We start from the raw sequence: 25,278 nt of genomic DNA on the forward strand, positions 1-25,278 counted from the left end.
CCAGCCGGCCCAGCCCAGCCGGCCCAGCCCAGCCGGCCCAGCCCAGCCGGCCCAGCCCAGCCGGCCCAGCCCAGCCGGCCCAGCCCAGCCGGCCCAGCCCAGCCGGCCCAGCCCAGCCGGCCCAGCCCAGCCGGCCCAGCCGAGCCCGGCCCTCTGCGGCCTGGCCGAGTGCGAGTACGTGTCCAGCGAGCGTCCGCCCGAAGCTCCGCAGCCCCCGGTCAGGTGCGGCGGCGGAGGGCGCTGAACTGGCGGCGCAGCAGCAGGGCGCCGACCAGGATGAAGAAGACCAGGACCACCAGGGTCGAGGTGGTGCCGCTGGTCGAGCTGGTCAGGGCCACGTCCACGCTGCCCACCAGCACGATCCCGCAGTCCGCCCGGATCACGTGCCGCCCCGGCTGGATGGTCGCGAACTCCACCCGCGTGCTGAACGTCCCCGACCCGTCCGCCCGCGCCTTGCCGACGTCCTCGCCCAGCGACGACAGCTTGACCTCCGAACCGGGCTCGCAACCGGTTCCGGTGGCCGTCAGGGGGTCGCCGGGCTGGATGTTGTCCTTGTCCAGGGTCAGGGCACCGTCGCCGTCAAAAGGCTTCGTGGTCGTAACCGGCGCCGACGAACTGCTGGAGTCCGTGGTGGTGGTGGTCGTCGTCTCGGTCGTGGTGGTCGTGGGGCGCGTGGTGGGGGCAGTGGTCGTCGGAACGGTGGTCGTGGTGACCGGCGGGGGAGGGGTGGTGGTCGTGGTGGCCGGTGGGCGGGTGGTGGTCGTGGGTGTCGGGATGACGGTGAAGCTGTCGGTCGGGTACGCGGTCGCCGCGCACACCGGCACCGCGGTCACCCGGTGGCCCCCGGCGGACGCGCCCGCCGGCACGGTGCCGGTGCCCGAACCCGCGCCTCTACCCGCGTGTCTGCCCGAGCCGACGACCTGCTTGCCGTCCCACACGATGCGCACCGTGTAGTCGTTGCAGTCCGGATCGAGGTACACGCCCGTCCACGACAGCGTGAACGTGCTCCCCGCCGGACCGGTGTCGGGTGACACGACCGCGGCGGCGGACGGCTGGGCGTGTGCCGGTGTGGACACAAGGGACGTAACGCCATAGGCCACGGCACCGAGTAGAGCTAGTGTTCCAGCCGTTCGCATACCGACTCCCGGACTCGTCCGTGTCCCATGAACTTCGAGGTGCCCCTGTGAGACGCATTATGGGCAGGGTCGGTTTACTGCTCTTCCTCGGGATCTTCCTCGGCGCAGGCACCCCCACCGCGCACGCCGTCACCCCGGACGCGGTCACCGTGAGCGCCATTGTGGACGGCAAGAAGGTCGGTCCGGACGACGAACTCGTGCTCGACCCCGGGACGTCGACGCGCATCGAAGTGACCGTCCACAACGGAACGGACACCGTCCGCCACATCAAGACCGTCCGCCTCACCGGGACCGCGCTGGCGCTGACCTTCTTCTCCTACGACACCACCGTGCCGTTCGACGTCCCCGCGAAGCAGAGCGTCACCAGGGCGTTCGTGCTCGACCTCGGCCAGCTCGGCACCCAGGCGACCGGCCTGCTGCCCACCGACATCGAGGTGCTCGACGTCAACCGCGAGGTCCTCGCGACCGTCGGCACGACCGGTGACGTGCGGGGCTCGCTGTGGTCGGTGTACGGGGTGTTCGGCATCGCCGTGTTCGCCCTGACCGTGCTGGCGTGGGCCGCGGCCCTGTGGGGCCTCGCCCGGCGCAAGCTGCCCGCGAACCGGTGGCAGCGCGCCATGCAGTTCCTGCCCGCCGGCGTCGGCACCGGCCTGGTCGCGGTGATCTCGCTGTCCGTGCTGCGCGTGGTGGCCCCGTCGCCCGCCGCCGAGATCCCGTTCCTGCTCGGCTCCGCCGCCGCCGCGCTCCTGCTGGGCTACCTGACCCCGCACCCGTCCCAGGACGACCCGCCGCCCTTCGACCCCGAGGCCACCCAGCGCATCACCCGCCCGCTGCCGGGAGGTGCCGGGTGACCGCGAGCCCCAGCGTCGTCGCGGCGCTGCCGCAGTACGACGTCGGCGGCCAGATCGGCCACGGCGGCATGGGCGTGGTCTACGCGGGCGTGCACCGGCCGCTGGGCCGTCCGGTGGCGATCAAGCGCCTGCCCCGGATCCTCGCCGAGGACGCCAGGATGAGCGCCCGGTTCGAGCACGAGGCCCGGCTGCTGGCCCGGCTGGACCACCCGCACATCGTGCCGGTCTACGACTACGTCCAGGACCACGGCGAGCACCTGCTGGTGATGGAGAAGCTCGACGGCGGCACGGTGTGGTCCAAGTTCAGCGACCACGGCTTCACCCCCGCCCAGTCCTGCGCCCTCCTCCTGGCCACCCTCTCCGGCCTGCACGCCGCCCACGGCGCGGGCGTGCTGCACCTGGACGTGAAGCCCAAGAACCTGCTCTTCACCGCCCAGGGCGCGTTGAAGGTCGCGGACTTCGGCATCTCCCAGGTGGTCAGCGAGGGCGCAACCCTGGTCACGCACGGCGGCCAGGTCCTGGGCACCCCCGCCTACCTGGCCCCCGAACAGGCCCTCGGCAACCCGCTGAGCCCGGCCGCCGACGTCTACGGCGCCGCGACCGTCCTCTACGAGCTGCTCAGCGGCCGTCTGCCGTTCGACAGCGGCGGCGGCGCCCTGGCCATGATCCAGCGCCACGTCCACCAGGAACCCCGCCCGCTGACCGAGGTCCCGCCACCCCTGGCGGAGGTCGTGATGCGCGGCATCCGGCGGGACCCGCAGGCGAGGTACCGCAACGCGGAGACCTTCGCGATCGACCTGGCCGGCGCGGCGGCGGAGGTGTTCGGCCGGGACTGGCTGATGCGGGTCGGCCTGCCGGTGCACCTGGCCCCGCAGGTGGCGGCGGCGAGCACCCGCCCGGCCGCGCACCCGTCGGTGCCGCGGGAGACGCTGAACATCCCGGTCCGCGCGACCGTGGTCGACCAGCCGGCGCCGGTGTGGTCCGGTCAGCAGACCCTGGTGCCGGCGCGGGACCTGATCGCCCCGCCGAAGCCCGCGGTGTGGTTCGCGGTGGCGGCGGCGTTGTTCGCGTTGTTGGTGGTGGCCCTGCCGTTCGCGGTGCCGAGCCGGGACCTGCCGGTCGTGCCGCGGGACCTGAGCAAGCCCGTGGTGGTCGAGGGCGCCACCAGGCTGACGGTCGAGGCCGTGGGCATCACGCTCGCCGACGTCCCCGGCGCGGGCACGTTCGAACTGCCGGGCGCGACCCGGTGGATCGCGGGCGGCGCGGTGGTCGGGACGGCGCAGACGGCGGAGGGGCCGCGGGAGTTCTCGCTCCAGCCGACGACCAACCCGATGATCAGCATCATGGGCGCGGGCAGCGCGGTGCTGCTGCTGTTCACGCTGGCCTACCTGGAGTCGCTGCTGAGGTCGCTGCGCCGGCGGCAGTCCGGCACGGCGGCGGTCGTCGCGGCGGCCCCGCTCGGGTTCGGCCTGGGCGTGGCGGTCTGGCTGTTGCCGACCGTGCTGCTCCGGCACGAACCGGCACTGTGGCCGGCCGTCGTGGGCGGCGTCCTGGGCGCCGTCGCGGCCGTCTGCACCGCCATCGCGACCCGTCGAGCCGCACACCAACACTGAGACCGGGCGCGCACGGTAGGGGAGTGCACGCCCGAGCGCTCAGTCCAGGGTTCGGGCCAGCGGGAAAGTGACCGACACGAGGAAGCCGCCGTCGTCGCACGGCCCGGCCTCGAACTTGCCGTCCAACAAGGCGGCGCGCTCGCGCAACCCCACCAAGCCATGTCCCCCGCTGGGCAGCGTGGCGCACTCGTGCGGGGCCAACGGCGGGTCGTTGCGGATCTCCACGTGGAGTTCGTCGCTGTCCGCACGGATCTGCACGGACGTCGCCGCGCCCCCCGCGTGCTTGCGGACGTTGGTCAGGGCCTCCTGGACGGTCCGGTACACGGCGCCCGAAATGGAGGCCGGCAAGTCGTCGACCGGCCCCAGGACGGTCAGGGCCGCCGGCAGGCCCGAAGACGCCAAGAGCTGCGGCAAGTCCTCGATCCTGGGCTGCGGGGAGTCGTCGCCGGAGGTAGTGCGCAGGACGCTGACCAACTGCCGGAGTTCGTCCAACGTCCGAGTGCTCAGCATCCGGATCGTCCCGGCGACCTGCTGTGCGTCGGGGTCCGCCGCGGCCATCCGGAGCGCACCGGCCTGCATGGCGATCAAGCTCACCTGATGCGACACCACGTCGTGCATCTCGCGCGCCAAACGGGCGCGTTCGTCGGCTCGGACGGCGTGGGCGTGCAGCATCCGTTCACGTTCCCGGCTCTCGGCCAGCTCGGCGATCCGCGCGGACAACTGCTCCCGGGCGTGGGCCAAGAGACCGATCGCGATGGGCATCCCCGCGACGATGCAGCCGTAGATCGCGTTGTGGACGTGGCTCTTCCAGTCCAGCGCCAGGAACTCCTCCGGCGGCCACAGGAAGAACCGGCTGAACCACACCAACCCCGCCGCGATGTAGGTCTGGGTGGACAGCAGCTTGCGCCGGGCCAGCGTGCCCAACGCGATCATGGCGGCCAACTGGGCCATGCCGGCCAGGAAACCGGGCACGGTCAGCAGCACCACCGCGAACGGGAACCGCCGGCGCAACGCCACGGCCGCGACCGCCACGATGGACAGGGCGTAGTTGTAGACCTTCGCGTCGGGCGCGAACCAGAACCAGACGTCGAACGCGGCGATCGCCACGGCGGCCACGTCCAGCAGGAGCTGCCGGTGCCGGGCCAGTATCGCCCGCACCCCGCGGGCAGCCCCGGACAACCGTTCGGTGGGGGCGTCGTCGACCCCGCCGCTCGGCAGCCTCTCGACAGCGTTGCCGGCCAGGACCCGTCCTCCCGTCTCCGCCATCCGCCGGTCGTCACCGTACTGCGCTGTCAGCACGCTTGGCATGACCCGCTCCTTCGCCCCCGCCGTCCTCGCACCATCCACCCTCACCCAACGAGACGTCCTGATTACTCGTACGGGACGCGGAGCCGACGACAAAGTTGCGAGCGCGAACGTCCGGTGAGCGGACACGTGAAACGGATCACGCCGCCCACCCGGAGGCGGACGGCGTGATCGGGGTTCGAACGCCGGCTCAGGCGAGCGGCGGGGTGAACAGGTCCGGCACCTTCGCCGCCGCGGCCGAGTCGAGCAGCCACAGCGTGCGGCGCTGGCCGTGCGCGCCGGCCGCGGGCAGCTGGACCTCGCCCGCACCGGTCAGCGCCATGGCCACGGCCGCCGCCTTGCCCGCGCCCGTGGTCATCAGCCACACCTCGCGGGCGCGGCTGGCGGCCCGCAGGGTCAGGCTCACCCGGGTCGGGGGCGGCTTCGGGCAGTTGCGGACCGCCACGACCGTGCGCTCCTGCTCGTACACGGCGGGGGAGGACGGGAACACCGACAGCGTGTGCCCCTCCTCGCCCACCCCGAGCAGGCACACGTCGAACGACGGCACCGGGCCGTGGTCCTCCGGGCGGGCCTGCGCGGCGAGCAGTTCGGCGTAGGCGTCGGCCGCCGCGTCCGGGTCGTCGCCGAACCGGCCGTCGGAGGGCTCCATGACGTGCACACGCGCCGGGTCGACCGGGACGTGGTCGAGCAGCGCCGCCCGCGCCTGGGTCTCGTTGCGGTCCGCGTGCCCGGAGGGCAGGAACCGCTCGTCGCCCCAGTACAGGTCGACCTTCGACCAGTCCACGGCGTCGCGGGCCGGGGTGGCGCGCAACTGCTCCAGCACCGCGATGCCGGTCCGGCCGCCGGTCAGCACCAGCGACGCCGAGCCGCGCGCGTTCTGGGCGTCCACCAGCCTGGTCACCAGCCGGGCCGCCGCGGCGGCGGCCAACAGGTCGCCGTCGCGGTGGACCACCACCTCGGGGCGGCTCACGCCTTGGCCTTCGCCGCGGCGGAACCCTTGGCGGGCTTGGCCTTCGCGGACTTCGCCGGAGCCTTGGCAGGCTTGCCGTCACCCTTCGCCGCGGCCTTGGCCGGAGCGGGCTTGCCGTCACCGGCGGCCTCGGGCTTGTCGCCGGCGGGCTTCGCGGAGACCTTGGCCGGGGCGGCGCCGTTGGGGGACGTGACCGGCTTGCGAGCCGCCGCCGCCGTCTTCGCCGGGGTCCGGCCGCGCACGACCTTGCCCAGCGACCGCAGCGCCAGCTCGTACACCTCGTCCGGGTCCAGCCGGCGCAGCTCCTCGGCCAGGCAGTCGCGGATCTCGCGGCGCTGCAGCGCCACCCGCCGCTCCGGCTGGCCGGGCTGGGTCAGCGTGCCGACCTTGCCGTCCGGCCGCAGCAGCTCGACCACCCCGGACTTGCGCTCCAGCCGCACGTCCACGATGCCCTCGCCGCGCACGGCCTTGCTCCGCTTCACCGGCGCCTTCAACGACCCGGCGAGCCACGCCGCCAGCAGGTCGGTGGACGGGGAGTCCGCCTCGCCGCTGACCTCGGCCTCGGTCACCCGCTCGTACGGGGGCAGGTCGAACGCCGAGGCGAGCATGGCCCGCCACAGCGTCAGCCGCGTCCACGCCAGGTCGGTGTCGCCCGGCGTGTACCCGGCCTTGCGCTGGTCCAGTGCCTTGATCGGGTTCTTGTCCGCCGCCGCGTCGGTGATCCGGCGCTGCGCGAGCCGGCCGATCGGGTCCTGGGCGGGCACGGGCGGCGCCTCGTGCGGCCACCACGCCACCACCGGGGTGTCCGGCAGCAGCAGCGGCACCACGCACGACGCGCCCTCGTTGGCCAGCTCGCCGTACAGGCGCAGCACGATCACCTCGGACGCGCCCGCGTCGCCGCCGACCCGGATCTGGGCGTCCAGCCGCGGCGCGGCCCGGCGGGCGCCCCGCGCGACGACGATCACGCGGCACGGGTGCTCGCGGCTCGCGTCGTTGGCCGCGTCCACCGCGTCCTCGGTCTTCGCGCCGTCGTCGGTGACGATGACCAGGGTCAGCACCCGGCCGAGGGTGACCGCGCCACCCTCCTCGCGCAGCTGCACGAGCTTGCTGTTGACCTGCGACGTGGTGGTCGAGGGCAGGTCGATGATCACGGACGCCTCCAGTGCCTGCCGGTGCGGGCCAGCATCTCGTCCGCCGACGCCGGTCCCCAGGTGCCTGCCTTGTACTTCTCCGGCGCGCCGGTGGCGGCCCAGTGCCTGAGGACGGGGTCCAGGATCTCCCAGGACAGCTCGACCTCGTCGTTCTTCGGGAACAGCGACGGCTCGCCGAGCAGCACGTCGAGCAGCAGCCGCTCGTAGGCCTCGGGCGACGACTCGGTGAAGGCGTGGCCGTACCCGAAGTCCATCGTGACGTCCCGGACCTCCATGGTGTTGCCCGGCACCTTGGAGCCGAACCGCATGGTCACGCCCTCGTCCGGCTGCACCCGCACGACCAGGGCGTTCTGCCCCAGCTCCTCGGTGGCGGTGTCGTCGAACGGCAGGTGCGGCGCGCGCTTGAACACCACGGCCACCTCGGTGACCCGGCGGCCCAGCCGCTTGCCGGTGCGCAGGTAGAACGGCACCCCGGCCCAGCGGCGGGTGTTGATCTCGCAGGTGATCGCCGCGTAGGTCTCGGTGGTGGAGTCCTTGGCGAAGCCGCCCTCCTCCAGCAGGCCGGGCACCTTCTGCCCACCCTGCCAGCCGCCGGTGTACTGGCCGCGCGCGGTGGTCTCGTCGAACGGGCCGACGGGCCGGGTCGCGGACAGCACCTTGACCTTCTCCGCCCGCAGGTCGCTGGGCCGGAACGACACCGGCTCCTCCATCGCGGTGAGGGCGAGGAGCTGGAGCAGGTGGTTCTGGATCACGTCCCGGGCGGCGCCGATGCCGTCGTAGTAGCCCGCGCGACCGCCCAGGCCGATGTCCTCGGCCATGGTGATCTGCACGTGGTCCACGTAGTTCGCGTTCCAGATGGGTTCGTAGAGCTGGTTCGCGAACCGCAGCGCCAGGATGTTCTGGACGGTCTCCTTGCCGAGGTAGTGGTCGATGCGGAACACCGACTCCTCGGGGAAGACCTCGTTGACCACCTTGTTGAGCTGCTTGGCGCTGCCCAGGTCGTGGCCGAACGGCTTCTCGATGACCACGCGCCGCCACTGCGCCGGGTTGTCGGTGGGCGGGGTGGCCAGGCCGGAGCGCTTGAGCTGGTTGACCACGGTCGGGAACGCGCTGGGCGGCACCGACAGGTAGAACGCGTGGTTGCCGCCCGTGCCGCGCTCGCGGTCGAGGTCGGCCAGCGTGGCGGCCAGCGTGTCGAACGCGGTGTCGTCGTCGAAGGTGCCCTGCACGAACCGGATGCCCTCGGCGAGGTGGTCCCAGACCTCCTGCCGGAACGGGGTCCGCGCGTACTCCTTCACCGCGTCGTGCACGACCTGCATGAAGTCCTGGTCGGCCCAGTCGCGGCGGGCGAAGCCGACGAGCGCGAAGCCCGGCGGCAGCAGACCCCGGTTGGCCAGGTCGTAGATCGCGGGCATGAGCTTCTTGCGCGACAGGTCACCGGTCACGCCGAAGATCACCAGGCCGCACGGTCCCGCGATGCGCGGCAGCCGCTTGTCCCTGGGGTCCCGCAACGGGTTCCGCTTGGTCGGTGCAGTCACGACCCGTCCTCCTGGATGGCCTCGACGAGCTGGGCCAGCCCGGCGACCCGGTCGGTCAGGTGCAGCCGCAGCACGGGTCGCCCGCGCTCGGCCAGCACCTGGCCGTCGCCCAGCGCCTGGGCGAGCTGGAGCGTGCTCAGGTCGTACGGGCGGCCCGGCACCTCCAGCTGGTACTCCGAGGCGCCGGTGAGCTGGAGGAACACGCCGTTCTGGTGACCGCCCTTGTGGTACTGGCCGGTCGAGTGCAGGAACCGCGGGCCCCAGCCGAACGTGGTCTGCAAGTGCGAGCGCTGCGCCAGCTCCGCGCGGGTCAGCGCGAACGACGCGTCGTCGAGCCGGTCCAGGTAGGCCTGCACGGACAGGTAGCCGTGCTCCGGCGCGGCGGCGACGAGCGCCTTGATCGCGTCGGCGACGGTCTTCACGTCCGGCGACAGCCAGCCCTCGCTCGGGTACACCTCGACCGGGCCGTCCACGAAGGCCGGCTGGGCGGGCGTGGCCGCAGGCTGGTCCAGCAGGGACCGCGCCGCCTTCTTCGCCGCCTCCACGTCGGGCTGGTCGAACGGGTTGATCTCCAGCACCCGCCCCACCAGCGCGGTGGCGTACTCCCACACCAGGAACTGCGCGCCCAGCGCGCCCTCGACCGCGATCGACGACGAGCCGGTGGCCGGTCCGATCGCGACGGTCGTGGCGTCCGAGCGGGCGTCCACGAACCCGGGCGCGCCCGGGCCCTCCACGACGACCGGCAGCAGGCCGGTGCCGTTCTTGCCGGTCGACTCGGCGATCAGCTGCTCGGCCCAGTCGCCGAAGCCCGCGATGCCCGAGCCGGTGTCGGCGAACACGATCTTCTCCGCGCCGTGCGCGTGCGCCACCGCGAAGGTCGCCGCGAGCACGATCGCCGGGTTGTCGGCGGAGTCGGCCGACACCAGGGGAGCGGCGGCCGCGGCCTCGTCGAGCAGCTTGTCGATGTCCGCGCCCGCGAGCCCGGCGGGCACCAGGCCGAACGCGGTCAGCGCCGAGTACCGGCCGCCCACGTGCGGGTCGGCCAGGAACACCTTGCGGTACCCGGCTTCCCGGGACGCGGCCTCCAGCGGCGAACCCGGGTCGGTGACCACGACGATCCGCGACGCGGCGTCGATCCCCTCGTCGGCGAACGCCTTCTCGAAGATCCGGCGGTGGCTGTCGGTCTCCACGGTGCCGCCCGACTTGGAGGACACCACGAGCACCGTGCGGGTCAGGTCGCCCTCCAGGGCGTCGGCGACCTGACCGGGGTCGGTCGTGTCCAGCACGACCAGCGGGACGCCGGCGGTGCCGGTGATGACCTCGGGCGCGAGCGACGAACCGCCCATGCCCGCGAGCACCACCCGGTCCACGCCCTCGGCGCGCAGTTCGTCGCGCAGGGCCTCGATCTCGGCGACCAGCGGGCGCGACGTCTCGTGCAGGGTGGTCCACGCGAGGCGGATGGACGCCTCGGACTCCGCCTCGGGACCCCACAGCGTGGCGTCACCGGCGGTGAGCCTGCTCGCAGCCCGGTCGCGGACCAGGTCGCCCACCACCGTGGCGACCTGGTCTTCGTTGGGCGAGCGGACGATCTCCACAGAGATCACCTCGGTCATTTCAGCCCTTCGCCTGGTTCAGTTGTCCGGTAACCGTGTCGAGCAGCTCCGCCCACGACTTCTCGAACTTGTCCACGCCCTCGGTCTCCAGCACGGCGAACACGTCGTCGAGGTCGATGCCGACCTCGGCCAGTCCGTCGAAGACCTCCTGCGCCTGCGCGGCCCGCCCGGTCACGGTGTCACCGGTGATGTTGCCGTGGTCCGCGACGGCGTGCAGGGTCTTCTCCGGCATCGTGTTGACTGTGTCGCTTACGACCAGCTCGTCCACGTACCGGGTGTCCGAGTAGGCCGGGTCCTTCACGCCCGTGGACGCCCACAGCGGACGCTGCGCACGCGCGCCGGCGGCGGCCAGCGCCTCCCAGCGCTCGCCCTTGAAGGTCTCCTCGAACGCCGCGTACGCGAGGCGCGCGTTGGCGATCGCGGCCTGGCCGCGCAGCTCCTTGGCGCGCTCGGTGTCCAGCGCGTCCAGCCGCTTGTCGATCTCGGTGTCCACGCGGGACACGAAGAACGAGGCCACGGAGTGGATGCCGCGCAGGTCGTGGCCGTTGGCCTTGGCCTGCTCCAGGCCCGCGATGAACGCCTCCATGACGTCGCGGTAGCGCTCGGTGGAGAAGATCAGCGTCACGTTCACGCTGACGCCCTCGGCGAGCACCTTGGTGATCGCGGGCAGGCCCGCGATCGTGGCCGGGATCTTGACCAGCAGGTTCGGCCGGTCCACCGCCTTGGCCAGGTCCAGCGCCTCGGCGATGGTGCCCTCGGTGTCGTGCGCCAGGCGCGGGTCGACCTCGATGGACACCCGGCCGTCCACGCCGTCGGTGGCGGTGTAGATGTCGCGGAACAGGTCGCACGCGTTGCGCACGTCCGCGGTGGTGATCTCGCGGACGGCGGCGTCGGTGTCGGCGCCGCGCGCGGCCAGTCCGCGCACCTGCTCGTCGTAAGCCGTGCCCTTGGAGAGGGCCGCGGCGAAGATCGTCGGGTTGGTGGTCACGCCCACCACGTGCTGGTTGGCCACCAGGTCGGCGAGGTTGCCGGTGTTGAGCCGGTCGCGGGACAGGTCGTCCAGCCAGATCGACACACCGGCGTCACTGAGCCGGGTCAGCGGGTTGGCAGTCATCACATCGCTCCTGACGGAAGTTTCAGCGGACCTTGGCCAGCGACCGGCGGGCCGCCGCGACGACGTTCTCGGTGGTGAAGCCGAACTCGCGGAACAGCGTCTGGTAGTCCGCGGAGGCGCCGAAGTGCTCGATCGACACGATCTCGCCCGCCTCGCCCGCGAACCGGTACCACGGCTGCGCGATGCCCGCCTCGACGACGACGCGCGCCTTCACCGACGACGGGAGCACCGACTCGCGGTAGGCCTCGTCCTGCGCGTCGAACCACTCGACGGACGGCATGGACACCACACGGGTGGCAACGCCCTCGGCCTCCAGCACCTTCCGCGCCTCGGCCGCGATCTGCAGCTCCGAGCCCGTGGCGATGATCACCAGCTCCGGCTCGCCGTCGCCGGCCAGCACGTAACCGCCGCGCTTGACGCCCTCCAGCGCCTTCTCCTTGGTGCCCTCCAGCACCGGCAGGTTCTGGCGGGACAGCGCGAGGCCCACGGGACCCTCGGTCTGCTCGATGGTCGCCTTCCACGCCGCGGCCGTCTCGTTCGCGTCGCCGGGGCGCACGATCGTCAGGCCGGGGATGGCGCGCAGCGCGGCCAGGTGCTCGATCGGCTGGTGCGTCGGGCCGTCCTCGCCCAGGCCGATGGAGTCGTGCGTCCACACGTAGGTGACCGGCGACTTCATCAGCGCGGCCAGGCGGACCGCCGGGCGCATGTAGTCGGAGAACACCAGGAACGTGCCGCCGTACGGGCGGGTCGGGCCGTGCAGCGCGATGCCGTTGAGGATCGAGCCCATGGCGTGCTCGCGGACGCCGAAGTGCAGCGTGCGGCCGTACGGGTGGGCCTTCCACATGTTCGTGGAGATCGACTCCGGGCCGAACGAGTCGGAGCCCTTCATCGTGGTCAGGTTGGACTCGGCGAGGTCGGCCGAACCGCCCCACAGCTCCGGCAGCACCGGGGCGAGCGCGGTCAGCGTCTCACCGGAGGCCTTGCGGGTCGGCACGCCCTTCGGGTCGGCGTCCCACGACGGCAGCGCGTCCGCCCAGCCCTCGGGCAGCTCGCGCGCGACCAGGCGGTCGAACAGCGCCTTGCGCTCCGGGTTGGCCGCCGCCCACGCGTCGAACGACTGCTGCCACTCGGCCTTGGCCGCCTCGCCGCGCTTGACGACCTCGCGGGCGTGGTCCAGGACCTCGTCGGCGACCTCGAAGGTCTGCTCCGGGTCGAAGCCCAGGATCTCCTTGACCGCCTTGACCTCGTCCGCGCCCAGCGCCGCGCCGTGCGCCGCGCCGGTGTTCTGCTTGTTGGGCGCCGGGTAGCCGATGATCGTGCGCAGCAGGATGAAGGACGGCCGCTCGGTCTCCGCCTTGGCCTTCTCCAGCGCCTCCAGGATGCCGGAGACGTTCTCGCCGCCCTCGACGACCTGGACGTGCCAGCCATAGGCCTCGTAGCGCTTCGCGGTGTCCTCGGACAGCGCGATGGTGGTGTCGTCCTCGATGGAGATCTTGTTGTCGTCGTAGATCACCGTGAGGTTGCCCAGCTTCTGGGTGCCCGCGATGGACGACGCCTCGGACGTCACACCCTCCTCGATGTCGCCGTCGGAGGCGATCACGAAGATGTGGTGGTCGAACGGGCTCTCGCCGAGCGGGGCCTCCGGGTCCCACAGGCCGCGCTCGCGGCGGGCGCCCATCGCCATGCCCACGGCGGAGGCCAGGCCCTGGCCCAGCGGGCCGGTGGTGATCTCCACGCCCGGGGTGTGCCGGTGCTCGGGGTGGCCGGGGGTCTGCGAGCCCCACGTGCGCAACGCCTTGAGGTCGTCCAGCTCCAGCCCGTAACCGGACAGGAAGAGCTGGATGTAGAGGGTCAGGCTGGAGTGGCCCGCGCTGAGCACGAACCGGTCGCGGCCCACCCAGTCCGGGTCGGCGGGGTCGTGGCGCATGACGCGCTGGAACAGGGTGTAGGCCAGCGGCGCCAGGCTCATGGCGGTGCCGGGGTGGCCGTTGCCGACCTTCTGCACCGCGTCCGCCGCGAGGACACGCGCAGTGTCGACGGCGCGCTTGTCGAGCTCCGTCCAGTCGTCGGGCAGATGGGCCTCGGTCAGCCGGGTGATGTCATCGGTGACGGACACGGACTTCCAGCTCCAGTCTCACGTAGGCGGCGGTGTCTTCGACGGTCGGACTCAATCGATCCCGTCAGGCCCTATCCGCGGTTTTCCCTCGTCCGCCGGCCAGCCTAGTAGGCGGTAGCGGCGTGCGTGTCACTTGCGCAATGTGGGTGTACGCACAGGGCATACGAGCGGGGGTCCCTCAGCGTTCAGGCGTACCCGAACGGGCTGCGTTTTCAACGCGCGGTTACGATCTGCTCATCCCCCCGACCCGACCGAGGAGTGCGATGAGTGCCGTCAGCGAGCTTCCGGCGCGGTCGCCCCGGCAGGTCGTCGGGGCGTACGTGGCCCTCACCAAGCCCCGCGTCATCGAGCTGCTGCTGATCACCACCATCCCGGCGATGCTGCTGGCCGCCCGCGGCCTGCCGCCGCTGTGGCTGATCGCGTGCACCCTGGCCGGCGGCACCCTGGCCGCGGGCTCGGCGAACGCCCTGAACTGCTACGTCGACGCCGACATCGACTCGGTCATGAAGCGCACGGGCGCGCGACCGCTGGCCCAGAACGCGATCCCGCCGCGCAACGCGCTGATCTTCGGCGTGGTGCTGGGGGTCGTGTCGTTCGGGTTCCTGTGGCTGACCACGAACCTGATCTCGGCGGTGTTCGCCGTCGCGACGATCCTGTTCTACATCTTCGTCTACACGCTGGTGCTCAAGCGGCGGACGTCCCAGAACATCATCTGGGGCGGCATGGCGGGGTGCATGCCGGTGATCATCGGCTGGTCGTCGGTGACCGGGACCGTCGCGTGGCCGGCGCTGGTGATGTTCGGCGTGATCTTCTTCTGGACCCCGCCGCACACGTGGGCGTTGGCCATGAAGTTCAAGGAGGACTACGCCCGAGCCGGCGTGCCGATGCTGCCGGTGGTGGCGACGGCGCAGCAGGTGACGCGGCAGATCGTGATCTACTCGTGGATCACCGTGGTGTGCACGCTGCTCCTGGCGCCCGTGACGTCGTGGATCTACGTCGCGGTGGCGGCGGTGTCGGGCGTGTGGTTCGCGGTCTTCGCGCACCGGCTGCACGGGGTGGTGCGGCGGGGCGGGTCGACGAACACGATGAAGTTCTTCCACATGTCGAACCTGTACTTGATGTTCGTGTTCTGCGGGCTGGCGGTGGACGCGGTGATCGGCCTGCCGGTCCTGGGCTGGCCCTTCTAGTCGCCTTCCAGGGCGGGCTCGGGCCGGTGGTCGAGCTGTAGTCGATGTGGGCGGTGAGTCGGTGCACCGCCCGACACGCCGTCAGCCGAGCCTGCTCACAGGCACGCCATCTTCTCCAGCACCGCCTTGCGCAACCGCGCCAGCGCCCGGTGCTGCGCCACCCGCACCGCGCCCGGCGTCGACTCGACCGCGTCCGCCGTCTCCTCCGCCGACAACCCGACCACCACCCGCAACACCAAGATCTCCCGCTGCTTCGCCGGCAGCAGGCCCAACAACCGCGACATCTCCTCCGACAACTCCCCGCGCAGCACCAACGCCTCCGGACCGGCGTCGGGCACCGGGCCGTCCGGTACCTCGGCCATCGGGTCCACCCGGTTGCGGGCGTTGTAGCGGTGGGCGTCGGCGACCTTGTGGGCGGCGATGCCGTAGACGAACGCCAGGAACGGGCGGCCCTGGTCGCGGTAGCGGGGGAGGGCTTGCACGACGGCCAGGCACACCTCCTGGGCCACGTCGTCGGCCGCCGACGACGCCAACCGCGCCCGGCAGTAGCGGAGCACGGCGGGACGGACCACCGTGAGCAGGCGGTCCACCGACCGGCGGTCGCCCGCGAGCGCCGCCTCCACTGTCTCGGGGGTCACCGTCTCTGGTAACGGGACCGTCCTGTCGTCGGCGAACACCGGGTACCTCCACCCCCACCGCGGTCGCGCGCCGCGGCTTGACGGGTGTGGGACGCGCCACTGTCCGTGGCCTTACGTGGGTGTTCGGACCAACTTTGCTGCGCAAAGGGAGTAATTCGGGGCCAGGCAGGTTTAGGAAACAGCAGCCAGTAGTCGGTCGACTGTAGGATCGTTCAACGATTCTACGATGCACTGCCAGAGTTCGAGGTTCGCCGTGGCCCACCGCGAGTACGTGGCCGCCGCCTCGGGGTCGTAGAAGTAGTACCCGTCGTCGGCCTTGACCTGCTGCTCGCCGACGATCTTGTGCGCCAGCTCGCGCAGCGTGATGCCGTTCTCCTCCAGGTACTTGGGCGCGAGCACCACCGGCGTCACCGGCAGCGCCTTGAACAGCGTGTCCGCGTCGGACAACGCCTGCGCCTCCAGCGAGATGTCCCGGTGCCGCGTCCGCATCTCGGCTTCCTCGACCACGAGATCGACCCGAGAGGCGACCTCCGGGCACACCCCCGCCCGCGCCAGGATGGACAGTCGCAGGTCCCGACCGTCCACCGGCAGCGAATTCTTGCGCACCATGTAGTTCACGTCGTGCACCAAAGCGGCCACCTCGACCAGCGCCACGTCCGCGCCGTTGCGCCGGGCGAAGTGGACCGCCTTGTCGCGCACGAAGCTCACGTGGTGCCACCCGTGGAACTGGAGCTTCGCCGCGAGGTCGTGGCACAGGCGCCACACCTCGCCCTCCACTTCGGAGATCGACCGCGCCGTGACCGTACTCATCGGACCTCCCGTGCCGGGTGGGCCGATGGTAAGGCGGGGCGGAGATCCTTAGAGGGTGTTCGTCAGTTCCTCCAACCTGGACTCCACGGGCACGTGCCGGTGGCTGGTCCGGGTGTCCGGGTCGAACGACAGGCTCCACGGCGTGACCGCGCGGCTCTTGACCAGGAACGTCAGCGTGTCGTCCGCCGCCTTGGGGATGCGGTGGAACTCGTGCGCCAACATCGTCCCGGAGTCGCCCTCGACGGCCTCGGTGCTGCGCAGCAGCGTGGTGTCCACGATCGACCCGCCGTCCGGCGCGAGCCGGGCGTCGAAGCGTTCGTGCACGTAGGACCCGGCGAGCAGGACGGTGCAGAAGTGGTACCGGTGGTTGTGGATGGAGTCGGCGTACCCCTGTCGCCAGTCCTGCTGCGGCTTGTACTCGTGCAGCCAGAACGTGAACGGTTCGGCCGGCTCGTCGCGCAGGCACCACGCGAAGTGCGTGGTCGTCTCGCGCGATCTGGCGACCACGCGCATCTCCTCGCGCGGCGACAACGAGCGTAAATGCGCACGAAGCCTGTCCCGCAGGCCCGGCCGTCCCGCCCACTCCCGGAACCGGCCCTCGACGCGTGCCCAGTGGTCGGCGACAGGGGAGCCGACGACGCAGGGACCGAGGGCGGGGGAGTCGGTGACGGGGCGGTCGGCCACGGCGACGATCGTGGCCAGCTCCGCGAGGGCGGAGCACCCGGCAGACTCGGTGAACACGAAGATCAGCTCCCCAACTGAGCGGAGGCGGAGAATTCCCGGCGGAACGCGTGGAACTTCTCTTCGAGCCCGCGGAATCCCTCCGCCGTCAACGGGGCGCCGGTGATCTTCTCGAAGAGGACGAGGAAGTCGTCCCGCGTGGTGCTCGGCGTGATGACCACGTGGAGCCCCGCCTTGGAATTGCTGATCCGCAGGAATTCCGCGCGTTCCATGCCGTAGAGGAACGACCCCTCGGAAAAGCGCAGGGTGCGCGGGTAGAGCCGCACGATCCCGGCGCTGGTGTTGCTGTACAGGGTGAGCCACGCACTGTCGTCGAACAGCTCCAGCCGGTCCAGCGGCGGGTCCGACACGATCGTCAGGTCGATCCGGGAGCACCGGCTGCGCGCGCAGAACAGGCCGACCAGGCCGATCGAGATCTGCTCGCGCAACCGGTCCACGATGGTGTCGTAGTCGCCGTCCGCGCCCTCGTGCCGCAGCAGGTAGCGGGCCCGGCCGCTGATCGCGTCGTCGTCCCGCGGGTCGGCGAGGACGGCGCGGAGTTCGCACTCCGATTGCGACAGCAGCAGCCGGCAGGCCGCGTACCGGCCCGCGAAGCCGCGGAACCCGTAGAGCCGGGTGCGCTCCAGGTCCTGCATCATCACCTGGTTGAACACCGGATCCGGCCGGGCGGTGGGCTCGAACACGTGGGTGGGGAAGAACTCCCGGTCCAGGGCCCGGTACTCGAAGGTCAACTCGCGCAGGGCCCGGCGGCTCTCCTCCACCACCGGGGTGACCAGCGCGCGCTGCGCCGCCGAACTGGTGATCAGGGTCTGGGTGAAGCCGACCACGGCGGAGATCATGGTGCCGGTGCCGACCGACAGGACGAAGTTGCGGACCGGACCCTGCGCCATCGTGCTGGAAACGGCCAGGCAGGTTCCCGAAGTCACCACGAGGATCAACAAGAGCAGGCCGGTCCTGGTCCAGAACAATTCCTGCAACAGGTTGCCGCGATCGCCGGCCGGCTTCGCGGACACGATGGGTCACCTCCTTCGGCCGTGCACCCGAAAGGTCGAATGCCGTCAGTATCCGATCAAGTGCGCGGAGTTACTGTACGCTCGGGTGTCGAACTGCGGAAGCGGTAATTAGTGCACAATTGCGGTTTCGAACATAGATCAAGAACAGCGCACGGTGACCGGCGTTGGGCCTGCTGGTGGGCCTGGCGGCACGGTGTGCGGGCCGACACCATAAGGTCTGCAACCATGCGTACCGTCGGCCGTACGGCCCTGGCTCTCGTGCCCCTGTTGTCCGCCGGACTGGCGCTGACCGCGTGCACCGCGAGCGACCGGCCGTCCACCAAGACCAACACCCCGTCGGCCACCACCACCACCGCCGCCGCCAGCGAGGCGCAGGCGCTGCCGACGCCCAGCGGCCCGCCGTGCGAGCCGGCCCAGTACCAGGTGACCGGCGAGGCCGGCGCCAAGCCCGTGATCACCGTCCCCACCGGCTGCAAGCCGCAGGACGGCCTCGTGGTGCGGGACCTGACGGAGGGCACCGGCCCGGAGATCAAGCCCGGCTCCAACGCCGAGATCCACTACGTCCTCGCCACCTTCCGCGACCGGAAGACCCGCGAGGCCTCCTGGGACCGGGGCAAGCCGTTCGAGGTGGAGAACATCGGCCAGGCCTCGGTCATCCAGGGCTGGAACGAGGGCCTGATCGGCCTGAAGCAGGGCGGGCGCCGGCTGCTGGTGGTGCCGCCGGAGAAGGGCTACCCGAACGGCAGCGGCTCGATCGCGAAGGGCGAGACGCTGATCTTCGTCGTCGACGCGGTCAAGGTCGAGGGCTGACCAACGCCTCCCGTGTGGGGCGCGGTGAAAAGCCGCGCCCCACGCGGACCAGCGTCAGGGCAGGAGGAGGAGCTTGCCGGTGGTGCGCCGGCCCTCCAGGTCCTCGTGCGCGCGTCGTGCGTCCGCCAGCGGGTACCGGCCCCCGATCCGCACGTTCAGGTCACCGCTCTCCACCGCCGCGAACAACTCCCGCGCCCGCCACTCCAACTCCTCCCGGGTGGCCGTGTACGCGCCCAGCGACGGCCGGGTCAGGTACACCGCCCCGGCCTGGTTGAGCCGCTGCGGGTCGACCGGCGGCACCGCGCCGCTCGACGCGCCGAACAGCACGAGGTAGCCCCGCACCCGCAGGCTCGCCAAGCTGCCGTCGAACGTCGACGCGCCGACGCCGTCGTACACCGCCGCCACGCCCTTGCCGTCGGTCAGCTCCCGCACGACCGGCGCGAACTCCACCTGGTCGTACCGGATGACCTCGTCGGCGCCCGCCTCCCGCGCGAGCGCCTCCTTGGCCTCCGTGGACACCGTGGCGATCACCCGGGCCCCGCGCGCCTTGGCCAGCTGCACCAGCAGCAGGCCCACACCACCGGCGGCGGCGTGGATGAGGACCGCGTCGCCCTCCTGCACCGGGTAGGTCGACGCGACCAGGTAGTGCGCGGTCATGCCCTGGAGCATCAGGGCCGCGGCGGTGTCGTCGCTCACCGCTTCGGGAACCGGCACGGCCGCGGCCGCCGGGACGATGGCCTGCTCCGCGTAGCTGCCCGGCGCGTGCGCCCACGCCACCCGGTCGCCCACCGCGAACCCGGTCACGTCCGGGCCGACGGCGGCGACCCGGCCCGCGCCCTCCAGACCGACGCCGAACGGCAGGGGCAGCGGGTAGCGGCCCTCGCGGTGGTAGGTGTCGATGAAGTTCACGCCGGCGGCGGCCACGTCCACCAGGAGTTCGCCGGCGCCCGGTGTGCGCGCCTCGACCTCGCCGAACTCCAGCGCCTCGGGTCCGCCGGTCGCGTGCACCACCACTGCCTTGGGCATAGTCAGCCGTCCTGTCCTCACTCGTTGCTTGTTCCAGGCCAACTCGCGAAGGCCCTCGCCTGTTCCGCGCGTGCTGTTCCGCGTCTCACTTGCCGAGAGCGACCCGCCGCGCCAGGCCCAGCGGCAGCGCGCCCGACCCGGCGAGCCGGTCGTGGAACTCCCGCTGCGTGCCGGTGAACTCGTCGCGGATCTTGTCGATCTCCAGCGCGCCGGTCAGGTACGACGGGGCCTGCGTCGGCCACGCGCAGTACCGGGTGACCTCGCCCTGCGCCGTGCCCGGCGTCAGGGACGCCTTGGTCGTCATGAACTCCTCGGCCTGCTCGACGGTCATGTCACCGCAGTGCAGCGCGGTGTCCACGATCATCCGGGCCGCCCGGAACAGCCGCGCCTCGACGTGGGCGAGTTCCTGCGCGCGGGCCTTGCGCTCGTCGCCGACCTGTTCGGCGGTGAAGTAGCCGTGCTCGCGCAGCAGCTTCTCCGCGTAGAGCGCCCAGCCCTCGGAGAAGTAAGGCGTGCGGAACACCTTGCGCACCGGGCGGTCCTGGGCGGCCAGCCACGACAGGTGCCAGTGGTGGCCGGGGTAGGCCTCGTGCACGGCGATGGTCGCGAGCTGGGCGCGGGAGTTGGTGCGCAGCCGCTGCTCGGTCTGCTCGGGCGTGAAGCCCTCCGGCGGCCACGGCACGAAGAAGTGCCCGACGCGGCCGTTGGTCAGCGGCGCGGGGGACATGTAGGAGGCGACGGACAGCACCGGCCGCTGGAACGTCGGCGACGGCACCACCCGGCACTCCTCGCCGTCCGCGAGCGTCACCAGGCCCCGTTCGACGAGGAACGCCCGCGCCCGCAGGGTTTCCGCCTCGTACTCGGCGCGCATCGCCTCGGGCGTGGGCGGGTGGTCGTCCTGGAGCGCGACCATCACCGAGTGCCAGTCGTCGGTGCCCGCGAGCAGCTTCATCTCGGCTTCCAGGTCGGCGTAGGCGGCCTTGCCCCGCTCGTGCAGCTCGCTCGCGCCGTAGCCCAGGACTTCCTGCTCCAGCAGCAGTTCCGAGTACAGCGCCTCGCCCATCCGCCAGTCGCCGCGGGCGCGCGGGGCGAACTCGTCGAGGAACGCGGCGAGCCGGTCGAACGCGGCGGCGGCCGGCTCGGCGGCGTCGGCGAGCTTGGCGCGCAGACCCGGGTCGGTCACCTCGGCGGGCAGGGTGCCGGTGAGGAACGCGCGACCGGTCTTGGCCTGGGCGGCGGCCCGTTCGACGATCTTGGGCGCGGCCAGGTCCGGGTCGAGGTTGCGCTCGGCGTGCGCGAGCAGCGCGGGCACCTCGGCCAGCCGGGCGATCACGCTGTCGACCAGTTCCGGTTCCGGGCGCAGCCGGTGCAGGAACGCGGTGAACAGCGGGTAGAGCACGGCCGCGGTGTAGGTCGACGGGTCGCGCCGCCACGCAGGCCACGCCGCCTTCGCCCGGACACCCTTGAGCACGGCCACGACCAGGTCCCGGTCGACCGACTCCTCCAGGTCGTCGGTGCGCGCGCGGGCGAACCGGTCGAGCCAGACGCCCGCCTCGCGCTCCTGCTCGGCCAGTGCGGTGGCGCTGAAGTCGCCGAGGGTGTGGTCGTGCGCGAGCGAGCCCAGCATCGCGGCGGTCGCGGGGTTGCGGTCGAAGTGCCAGGTGAGGAACTCGCCGACCAGGGTGTGCGGTGTCGTGGTTTCGGTCACGTGCACGGAAGTTACCCGCAGGTTCTAGTCTTGTCGGGTGGCTGAGGACAAGAAGGTCGGCGCGGCGGTGAAGACCGCGACCCGTTTCGTGGCGGAACACGGCAAGCCGTCCCGCGCGGTGGTGCAGAACATCGGCCGCGCCGGCGCGCGCGTGGTCCTGGTGGGCGACGACGGCGCGATGGGTGACGTCGTGCTGCCGGACGTGGCGTCCGCGGAGGCCCTGGTGGCGGCGGTCGCCGACCTGGACCAGCACGACTGGGACCGCGAGACCACCGCGGCGACCCGGATCGGCCCGGCGCACCGCCGCAAGATGGCGTCCCCCTGGGCGATCTGACCACCGTTTTTCCGGCTGGTGAGGGCCTTGGCAAGCGAAACGCTCCTGTTTAGGCTGCGCTGGTGAAGGTCCTTCTGGCGAGCTGCGCTTCCCTGCCCACTGGTGACGGCGACGACGACGCCCTGATCGGGGCGTTGGCCGACGTCGGCGTGGACGCGTCGTGGACGGTCTGGGGGTCGGGCGAGGCCGCCGACCTGGTGGTGTTGCGGTCGACGTGGGACTACACCGACCGGCGCGCGGAGTTCCTGGAGTGGTGCTCGTCGGTGCCGACGTTGGCCAACCCGGCTGTCGTGGTGCCGTGGAACACCGACAAGTCGTACATGCTCGACCTGGCCCGAATGGGTGTGCCGGTGGTGCCGACGGTGCTGGCGGAGCCGGGGTTCTCGGACTGGCCGGCGGGCGAGTTCGTGATCAAGCCCACTGTGGGTTCGGGTTCGCGGGGTGCGCTGCGGGTGTCGCCGGGCGACTTTGAGGCGGCGTCGGCGCATTTGTATTCGTTGGGCGGTCCGGCGCTGGTGCAGCCGTACCAGGCGGCGGTGGACGCGGTCGGCGAGACGGCCCTGGTGTACTTCGGCGGGCAGTACTCGCACGCGTTCAACAAGGGCGCGATGCTGACCAAGGACGCCGAGTACGACGAGTCCGGTTTGTACATCGTGGAACGGTTGTCCGGCGCGCACCCGACCGGGCCGCAGCAGCGGGTGGCCGAGGATGCGCTGGATGCGGCGGCGGAGCACTTGGGCCTGCGGCGGACTGATTTCCTGTACGCGCGGGTGGACTTGGTGGCCGACGCGGCTGGGGCGCCTTCGCTGTTGGAGTTGGAGCTGGTCGAGCCGTCCCTGGGCTTCCGCCAAACCGACACCACGGCCCCGCTCCGCTTCGCCTCCGCGGTCCGCACGGCCCTGAGCCGCTTCTAGCCCGGTCCCGGGTCAGCGTTCGGCGACGATCTGGCGGTGCGCCGTCCAGAGCAGCGCCACGGACAGCAAGGTCAGCACCGCGCCGATCGACCACGCGACCGTCCCGCCCACCTCAGCGGCATGCCACTTGGGTGGCGTGCGAAGGAACCACACGGCCACCGTCCCCAGCGACAGCGCCGAGATCCCCGGGAACATCAGCACCAACGGGTTCTCGTAGACCGGTCTCAGCAGTTGCCGCTTGCGGGACCGCTGGTGTCGCCACTCCTCGAACCGCAGGCCGCCCGGCACGCGCCCGTCCAGCTCCCTGTGGATGTAGACCTTGGCGTTGTGGATCAGGCGCCGGTAGAAGATGGTGCGCGTGCACAGGATGTAGGAGCTGAACGGCACGATCAGCAGCAGCGGCAACCGGCCCGCCGACGACAGGGAGAAGCCGAACACCGCGCCCGCGCTGGTCACCTGGAACACGGTGCCCTTCCACATCATCTCGGTCGCGAACAGCACCTCCGCCCGCAGCGCGGTGTACTCCGCGAGCGGACCGGTGTGCTCCTCCGCCGGCTTGGGCTGCGCGACCTCGACGTGCCTGCGGCCGAACAACGGCATCACGACCTCCCCACCGGAAGATCAGTGCCGCGCCCCGGATCGTTACCGCAAGCCCGAACCGATGCCGGTCAACGCCCGGACCTCCATCTCCGCCTGCTTCGCCGGGTCCGCCTTCTCGCGGCTGAGCACCGTGCCCAGGAACCCGCACAGGAACGAGAACGGGATCGACACCAGACCCGGGTTGCCCAGCGGGAAGAACGCGAAGTCCACCTCGGGGAAGATCGACGTCTTCGTGCCCGACACGGCCGGCGAGAACGCGATCAGCACCACGCACGACACCAGACCGCCGTAGATCGCCCACAGCGTCCCGTTGGTGTTGAACCGCTTCCAGAACATCGAGTAGATGATCGTCGACAGGTTCGCCGACGCCGCCAGCGCGAACGCCAGCGCCACCAGGAACGCCACGTTCTGCCCGTTGGCCGCGATGCCGCCCACGATCGCCAGCAACCCGACCACGACCGCCGTCAACCGGGCGACCCGGACCTCCTGCCGCGGCTCGGCGTGCCCGCGTTTGATCACGTTCGCGTACACGTCGTGCGCGAACGAAGCCGACGCGGTCAGCGTCAGACCCGCCACCACCGCGAGGATCGTCGCGAACGCCACCGCCGCCACGATGCCCAGCAGCACCGCGCCGCCGATCTCGAACGCCAGCAGCGGCGCGGCGGAGTTCTCGCCGCCGGGGGCCTTCTTGATGGTGTCCGCGCCGACCAGGGCCAGCGAGCCGAAGCCGATCACCAGCGTGCACAGGTAGAAGATCGCCATCATCCACGTCGCCCACACCACCGACCGCCGCGCCTCGCGCGCGTTGGGCACGGTGTAGAAGCGCATCAGGACGTGCGGCAGGGACGCGGTGCCCAGCACCAGGGCCAGCGCGAGCGAGATGAAGTCCAAGCGCGCCAACGGGGTTCCGCCGTACCGCGCGCCCGGTTCGAGCACCTGCGGGCCCAACGGGCTGTTGCGGGACGCGGTCTCCATGATCGACGACAGGCTGAAGCCGAACTTGCCCAGCAGGAACACCGTCATCAGCGTGACGCACAGGATCAGCAGCACGGCCTTGATGATCTGCACCCACGTGGTGCCCTTCATGCCGCCGACGAGCACGTACAGCACCATGACGATGCCGACGACCGCGATGACGACCGCCTGCCCCGCCTTGGTGTGCACGTCCAGCAGCAGCGCCATCAACGCGCCCGCGCCCGCCATCTGCGCGATCATGTAGAACAGCGAGATCACCAGGGTCACGTTCGCCGCCGCCGCGCGCACGGGCCGCTGCCGCATCCGGAACGCCAGCACGTCCCCGAGCGTGAACCGACCGGTGTTGCGCAACCGCTCCGCGATGATCATCAACCCCATCAGCCAGGACACGACCCAGCCGATGGAGTACAGGAACCCGTCGTAGCCGTTGACCGCGATGCTGCCCGAGATGCCCAGGAACGACGCCGCGGACAGGAAGTCGCCGGACAGCGCGATCCCGTTCTGCGGCCCGGTGAAACTGCTGCCCGCCGCGTAGTAGTCCGACGCGGTGGTGTTGCGGCTGCCCGCCCGGTACACGACCCAGAGCGTGATCAGGACGAAGACCGCGAAGACGCCGACGTTGATGGCCGTGTTGCCGCCGGTCACGCGCGACCCTCCTTGGTCAGCGCCCGGACCGCGTCGACCTGCGGGTCGAGCTTGCGCCTCGCGTAGCGCGCGTAGGCCAGGGTCAACGCGATGGTGCTGACGAACTGGAGCACCCCGAACACGATGCCGATGTTGATCACGCCGTACACCTCGGTCGCCATGAACTCCGGCACGTACGCCGACAGCGCCACGTAACCGAGGTACCACGCCAGGAAGCCGAAAGTCGCGGGGAGTACGAAGCGCGTCACGCGCCGTCGCAACTCGCGGAAATCCTCGCTGTTTCGCAGCGCGACGAAGTCCGGCCGGCCCGATTCGTCGACCAGCAGCGGGACCCCTGGATCTTCGTCGAACGTCGCGAAACCGCGCGGGCGCCGCGATTCGCTCGGAGGCAGGATCGCCTTCGTCATCAAACCTCCAGGGGATTTCGCCTCGATCGACCGCGGGACGGCTGGTGCGGCACTCGGCGAGCG

The 25,278-nt window shown here is 71.4% G+C and carries 23 protein-coding genes; 6 read left to right on the top strand and 17 right to left on the bottom strand.

Annotated features, from left to right (window positions below; translation table 11 throughout):
* Positions 1-218: 218 nt before the first annotated feature.
* Positions 219-1,100: a hypothetical protein gene (locus tag RIN75_RS36620; RefSeq protein ID WP_309116682.1), complete on the bottom strand. Its 882-nt coding sequence runs from the start codon at positions 1,098-1,100 to the stop codon at positions 219-221.
* Positions 1,101-1,183: 83 nt separating this feature from the next.
* On the opposite strand from RIN75_RS36620, the gene RIN75_RS36625 reads away from it, so the two are divergent.
* Both RIN75_RS36625 and RIN75_RS36630 read left to right on the top strand, forming a co-directional pair.
* Complete coding sequence (locus RIN75_RS36625; protein WP_309116683.1) at positions 1,184-1,987, top strand: hypothetical protein; 804 nt, start codon at positions 1,184-1,186, stop codon at positions 1,985-1,987.
* A complete protein-coding gene (locus RIN75_RS36630; RefSeq protein WP_309116684.1) occupies positions 1,984-3,600 on the top strand; it encodes a serine/threonine-protein kinase in 1,617 nt (538 codons plus the stop codon). Before RIN75_RS36625 ends, RIN75_RS36630 begins: the two co-directional genes overlap by 4 nt.
* Positions 3,601-3,639: 39 nt before the next feature.
* Here RIN75_RS36630 and RIN75_RS36635 read toward each other — a convergent pair whose 3' ends face one another.
* The 7 genes from RIN75_RS36635 to tkt all read right to left on the bottom strand — a co-directional run bounded on the left by RIN75_RS36635 (position 3,640) and on the right by tkt (position 13,407).
* Positions 3,640-4,908: a histidine kinase gene (locus tag RIN75_RS36635; RefSeq protein ID WP_309116685.1), complete on the bottom strand. Its 1,269-nt coding sequence runs from the start codon at positions 4,906-4,908 to the stop codon at positions 3,640-3,642.
* Between the two features lie 187 nt (positions 4,909-5,095).
* Positions 5,096-5,875, bottom strand: a complete 780-nt coding sequence (gene pgl / locus RIN75_RS36640) for a 6-phosphogluconolactonase (RefSeq protein ID WP_309116686.1) — start codon at positions 5,873-5,875, stop codon at positions 5,096-5,098.
* Positions 5,872-7,026, bottom strand: a complete 1,155-nt coding sequence (gene opcA / locus RIN75_RS36645) for a glucose-6-phosphate dehydrogenase assembly protein OpcA (protein WP_309116687.1) — start codon at positions 7,024-7,026, stop codon at positions 5,872-5,874. The genes pgl and opcA overlap by 4 nt, the downstream gene beginning before the upstream one ends.
* Positions 7,023-8,564 carry a glucose-6-phosphate dehydrogenase gene (gene zwf, locus RIN75_RS36650; protein ID WP_309116688.1) on the bottom strand — a complete coding sequence of 514 codons (1,542 nt, stop codon included), beginning with the start codon at positions 8,562-8,564 and terminating at the stop codon, positions 7,023-7,025. The genes opcA and zwf overlap by 4 nt, the downstream gene beginning before the upstream one ends.
* The gene (locus RIN75_RS36655; RefSeq protein WP_309116689.1) at positions 8,561-10,177 is read right to left on the bottom strand and encodes a glucose-6-phosphate isomerase; all 1,617 of its coding nucleotides are present in this window, start codon (positions 10,175-10,177) and stop codon (positions 8,561-8,563) included. Before RIN75_RS36655 ends, zwf begins: the two co-directional genes overlap by 4 nt.
* A 1-nt stretch (position 10,178) precedes the next feature.
* Complete coding sequence (gene tal / locus RIN75_RS36660) at positions 10,179-11,291, bottom strand: transaldolase (protein ID WP_309116690.1); 1,113 nt, start codon at positions 11,289-11,291, stop codon at positions 10,179-10,181.
* 22 nt (positions 11,292-11,313) lie between these two features.
* Complete coding sequence (tkt, locus tag RIN75_RS36665; RefSeq protein WP_309116691.1) at positions 11,314-13,407, bottom strand: transketolase; 2,094 nt, start codon at positions 13,405-13,407, stop codon at positions 11,314-11,316.
* A 263-nt stretch (positions 13,408-13,670) separates the two neighbouring features.
* Between tkt and RIN75_RS36670 the strand changes: the two genes are divergently transcribed.
* Positions 13,671-14,594 carry a heme o synthase gene (locus RIN75_RS36670; protein ID WP_309116692.1) on the top strand — a complete coding sequence of 308 codons (924 nt, stop codon included), beginning with the start codon at positions 13,671-13,673 and terminating at the stop codon, positions 14,592-14,594.
* 95 nt (positions 14,595-14,689) lie between these two features.
* Here RIN75_RS36670 and shbA read toward each other — a convergent pair whose 3' ends face one another.
* The 4 genes from shbA to RIN75_RS36690 form a co-directional block, all read right to left on the bottom strand.
* Positions 14,690-15,232, bottom strand: a complete 543-nt coding sequence (gene shbA / locus RIN75_RS36675) for an RNA polymerase sigma factor ShbA (protein ID WP_309116693.1) — start codon at positions 15,230-15,232, stop codon at positions 14,690-14,692.
* 171 nt (positions 15,233-15,403) lie between these two features.
* Positions 15,404-16,042, bottom strand: coding sequence for an HD family phosphohydrolase (locus RIN75_RS36680; protein ID WP_309116694.1), 639 nt, complete (start codon positions 16,040-16,042; stop codon positions 15,404-15,406).
* Positions 16,043-16,090: 48 nt separating this feature from the next.
* Positions 16,091-16,783, bottom strand: a complete 693-nt coding sequence (locus RIN75_RS36685; protein WP_375296069.1) for a hypothetical protein — start codon at positions 16,781-16,783, stop codon at positions 16,091-16,093.
* Between the two features lie 5 nt (positions 16,784-16,788).
* On the bottom strand, positions 16,789-17,796 hold the full coding sequence (locus RIN75_RS36690; RefSeq protein WP_309116695.1) for a hypothetical protein: 1,008 nt from the start codon (positions 17,794-17,796) through the stop codon (positions 16,789-16,791).
* 225 nt (positions 17,797-18,021) lie between these two features.
* Between RIN75_RS36690 and RIN75_RS36695 the strand changes: the two genes are divergently transcribed.
* Positions 18,022-18,606: an FKBP-type peptidyl-prolyl cis-trans isomerase gene (locus RIN75_RS36695; RefSeq protein WP_309116696.1), complete on the top strand. Its 585-nt coding sequence runs from the start codon at positions 18,022-18,024 to the stop codon at positions 18,604-18,606.
* Positions 18,607-18,660: 54 nt separating this feature from the next.
* Here the strand turns inward: RIN75_RS36695 and RIN75_RS36700 are convergent, their stop codons facing one another.
* Positions 18,661-19,632: a quinone oxidoreductase gene (locus RIN75_RS36700; protein WP_309116697.1), complete on the bottom strand. Its 972-nt coding sequence runs from the start codon at positions 19,630-19,632 to the stop codon at positions 18,661-18,663.
* A gap of 85 nt (positions 19,633-19,717) precedes the next feature.
* On the bottom strand, positions 19,718-21,340 hold the full coding sequence (locus RIN75_RS36705) for a DUF885 domain-containing protein (RefSeq protein WP_309116698.1): 1,623 nt from the start codon (positions 21,338-21,340) through the stop codon (positions 19,718-19,720).
* Positions 21,341-21,377: 37 nt separating this feature from the next.
* Here RIN75_RS36705 and RIN75_RS36710 point away from each other — a divergent pair, with 37 nt between their 5' ends.
* Positions 21,378-21,674 (top strand): hypothetical protein, encoded by a 297-nt coding sequence (locus tag RIN75_RS36710; RefSeq protein ID WP_309116699.1) that lies wholly within the window; start codon positions 21,378-21,380, stop codon positions 21,672-21,674.
* 59 nt (positions 21,675-21,733) lie between these two features.
* On the top strand, positions 21,734-22,588 hold the full coding sequence (locus RIN75_RS36715; protein ID WP_309116725.1) for a hypothetical protein: 855 nt from the start codon (positions 21,734-21,736) through the stop codon (positions 22,586-22,588).
* A 12-nt stretch (positions 22,589-22,600) separates the two neighbouring features.
* Here RIN75_RS36715 and RIN75_RS36720 read toward each other — a convergent pair whose 3' ends face one another.
* From RIN75_RS36720 to RIN75_RS36730, 3 genes are read right to left on the bottom strand one after another with little or no spacing between them, the layout of a single operon-like run.
* On the bottom strand, positions 22,601-23,188 hold the full coding sequence (locus tag RIN75_RS36720) for a hypothetical protein (RefSeq protein WP_309116700.1): 588 nt from the start codon (positions 23,186-23,188) through the stop codon (positions 22,601-22,603).
* 42 nt (positions 23,189-23,230) lie between these two features.
* The gene (locus RIN75_RS36725) at positions 23,231-24,808 is read right to left on the bottom strand and encodes a cation acetate symporter (RefSeq protein ID WP_309116701.1); all 1,578 of its coding nucleotides are present in this window, start codon (positions 24,806-24,808) and stop codon (positions 23,231-23,233) included.
* On the bottom strand, positions 24,805-25,215 hold the full coding sequence (locus tag RIN75_RS36730; protein ID WP_309116702.1) for a DUF485 domain-containing protein: 411 nt from the start codon (positions 25,213-25,215) through the stop codon (positions 24,805-24,807). The genes RIN75_RS36725 and RIN75_RS36730 overlap by 4 nt, the downstream gene beginning before the upstream one ends.
* Positions 25,216-25,278 lie beyond the last annotated feature (63 nt).

The sequence above is a fragment of the Saccharothrix sp. genome (genome assembly GCF_031180885.1).
In the GTDB taxonomy this organism is placed as follows: domain Bacteria; phylum Actinomycetota; class Actinomycetes; order Mycobacteriales; family Pseudonocardiaceae; genus Actinosynnema.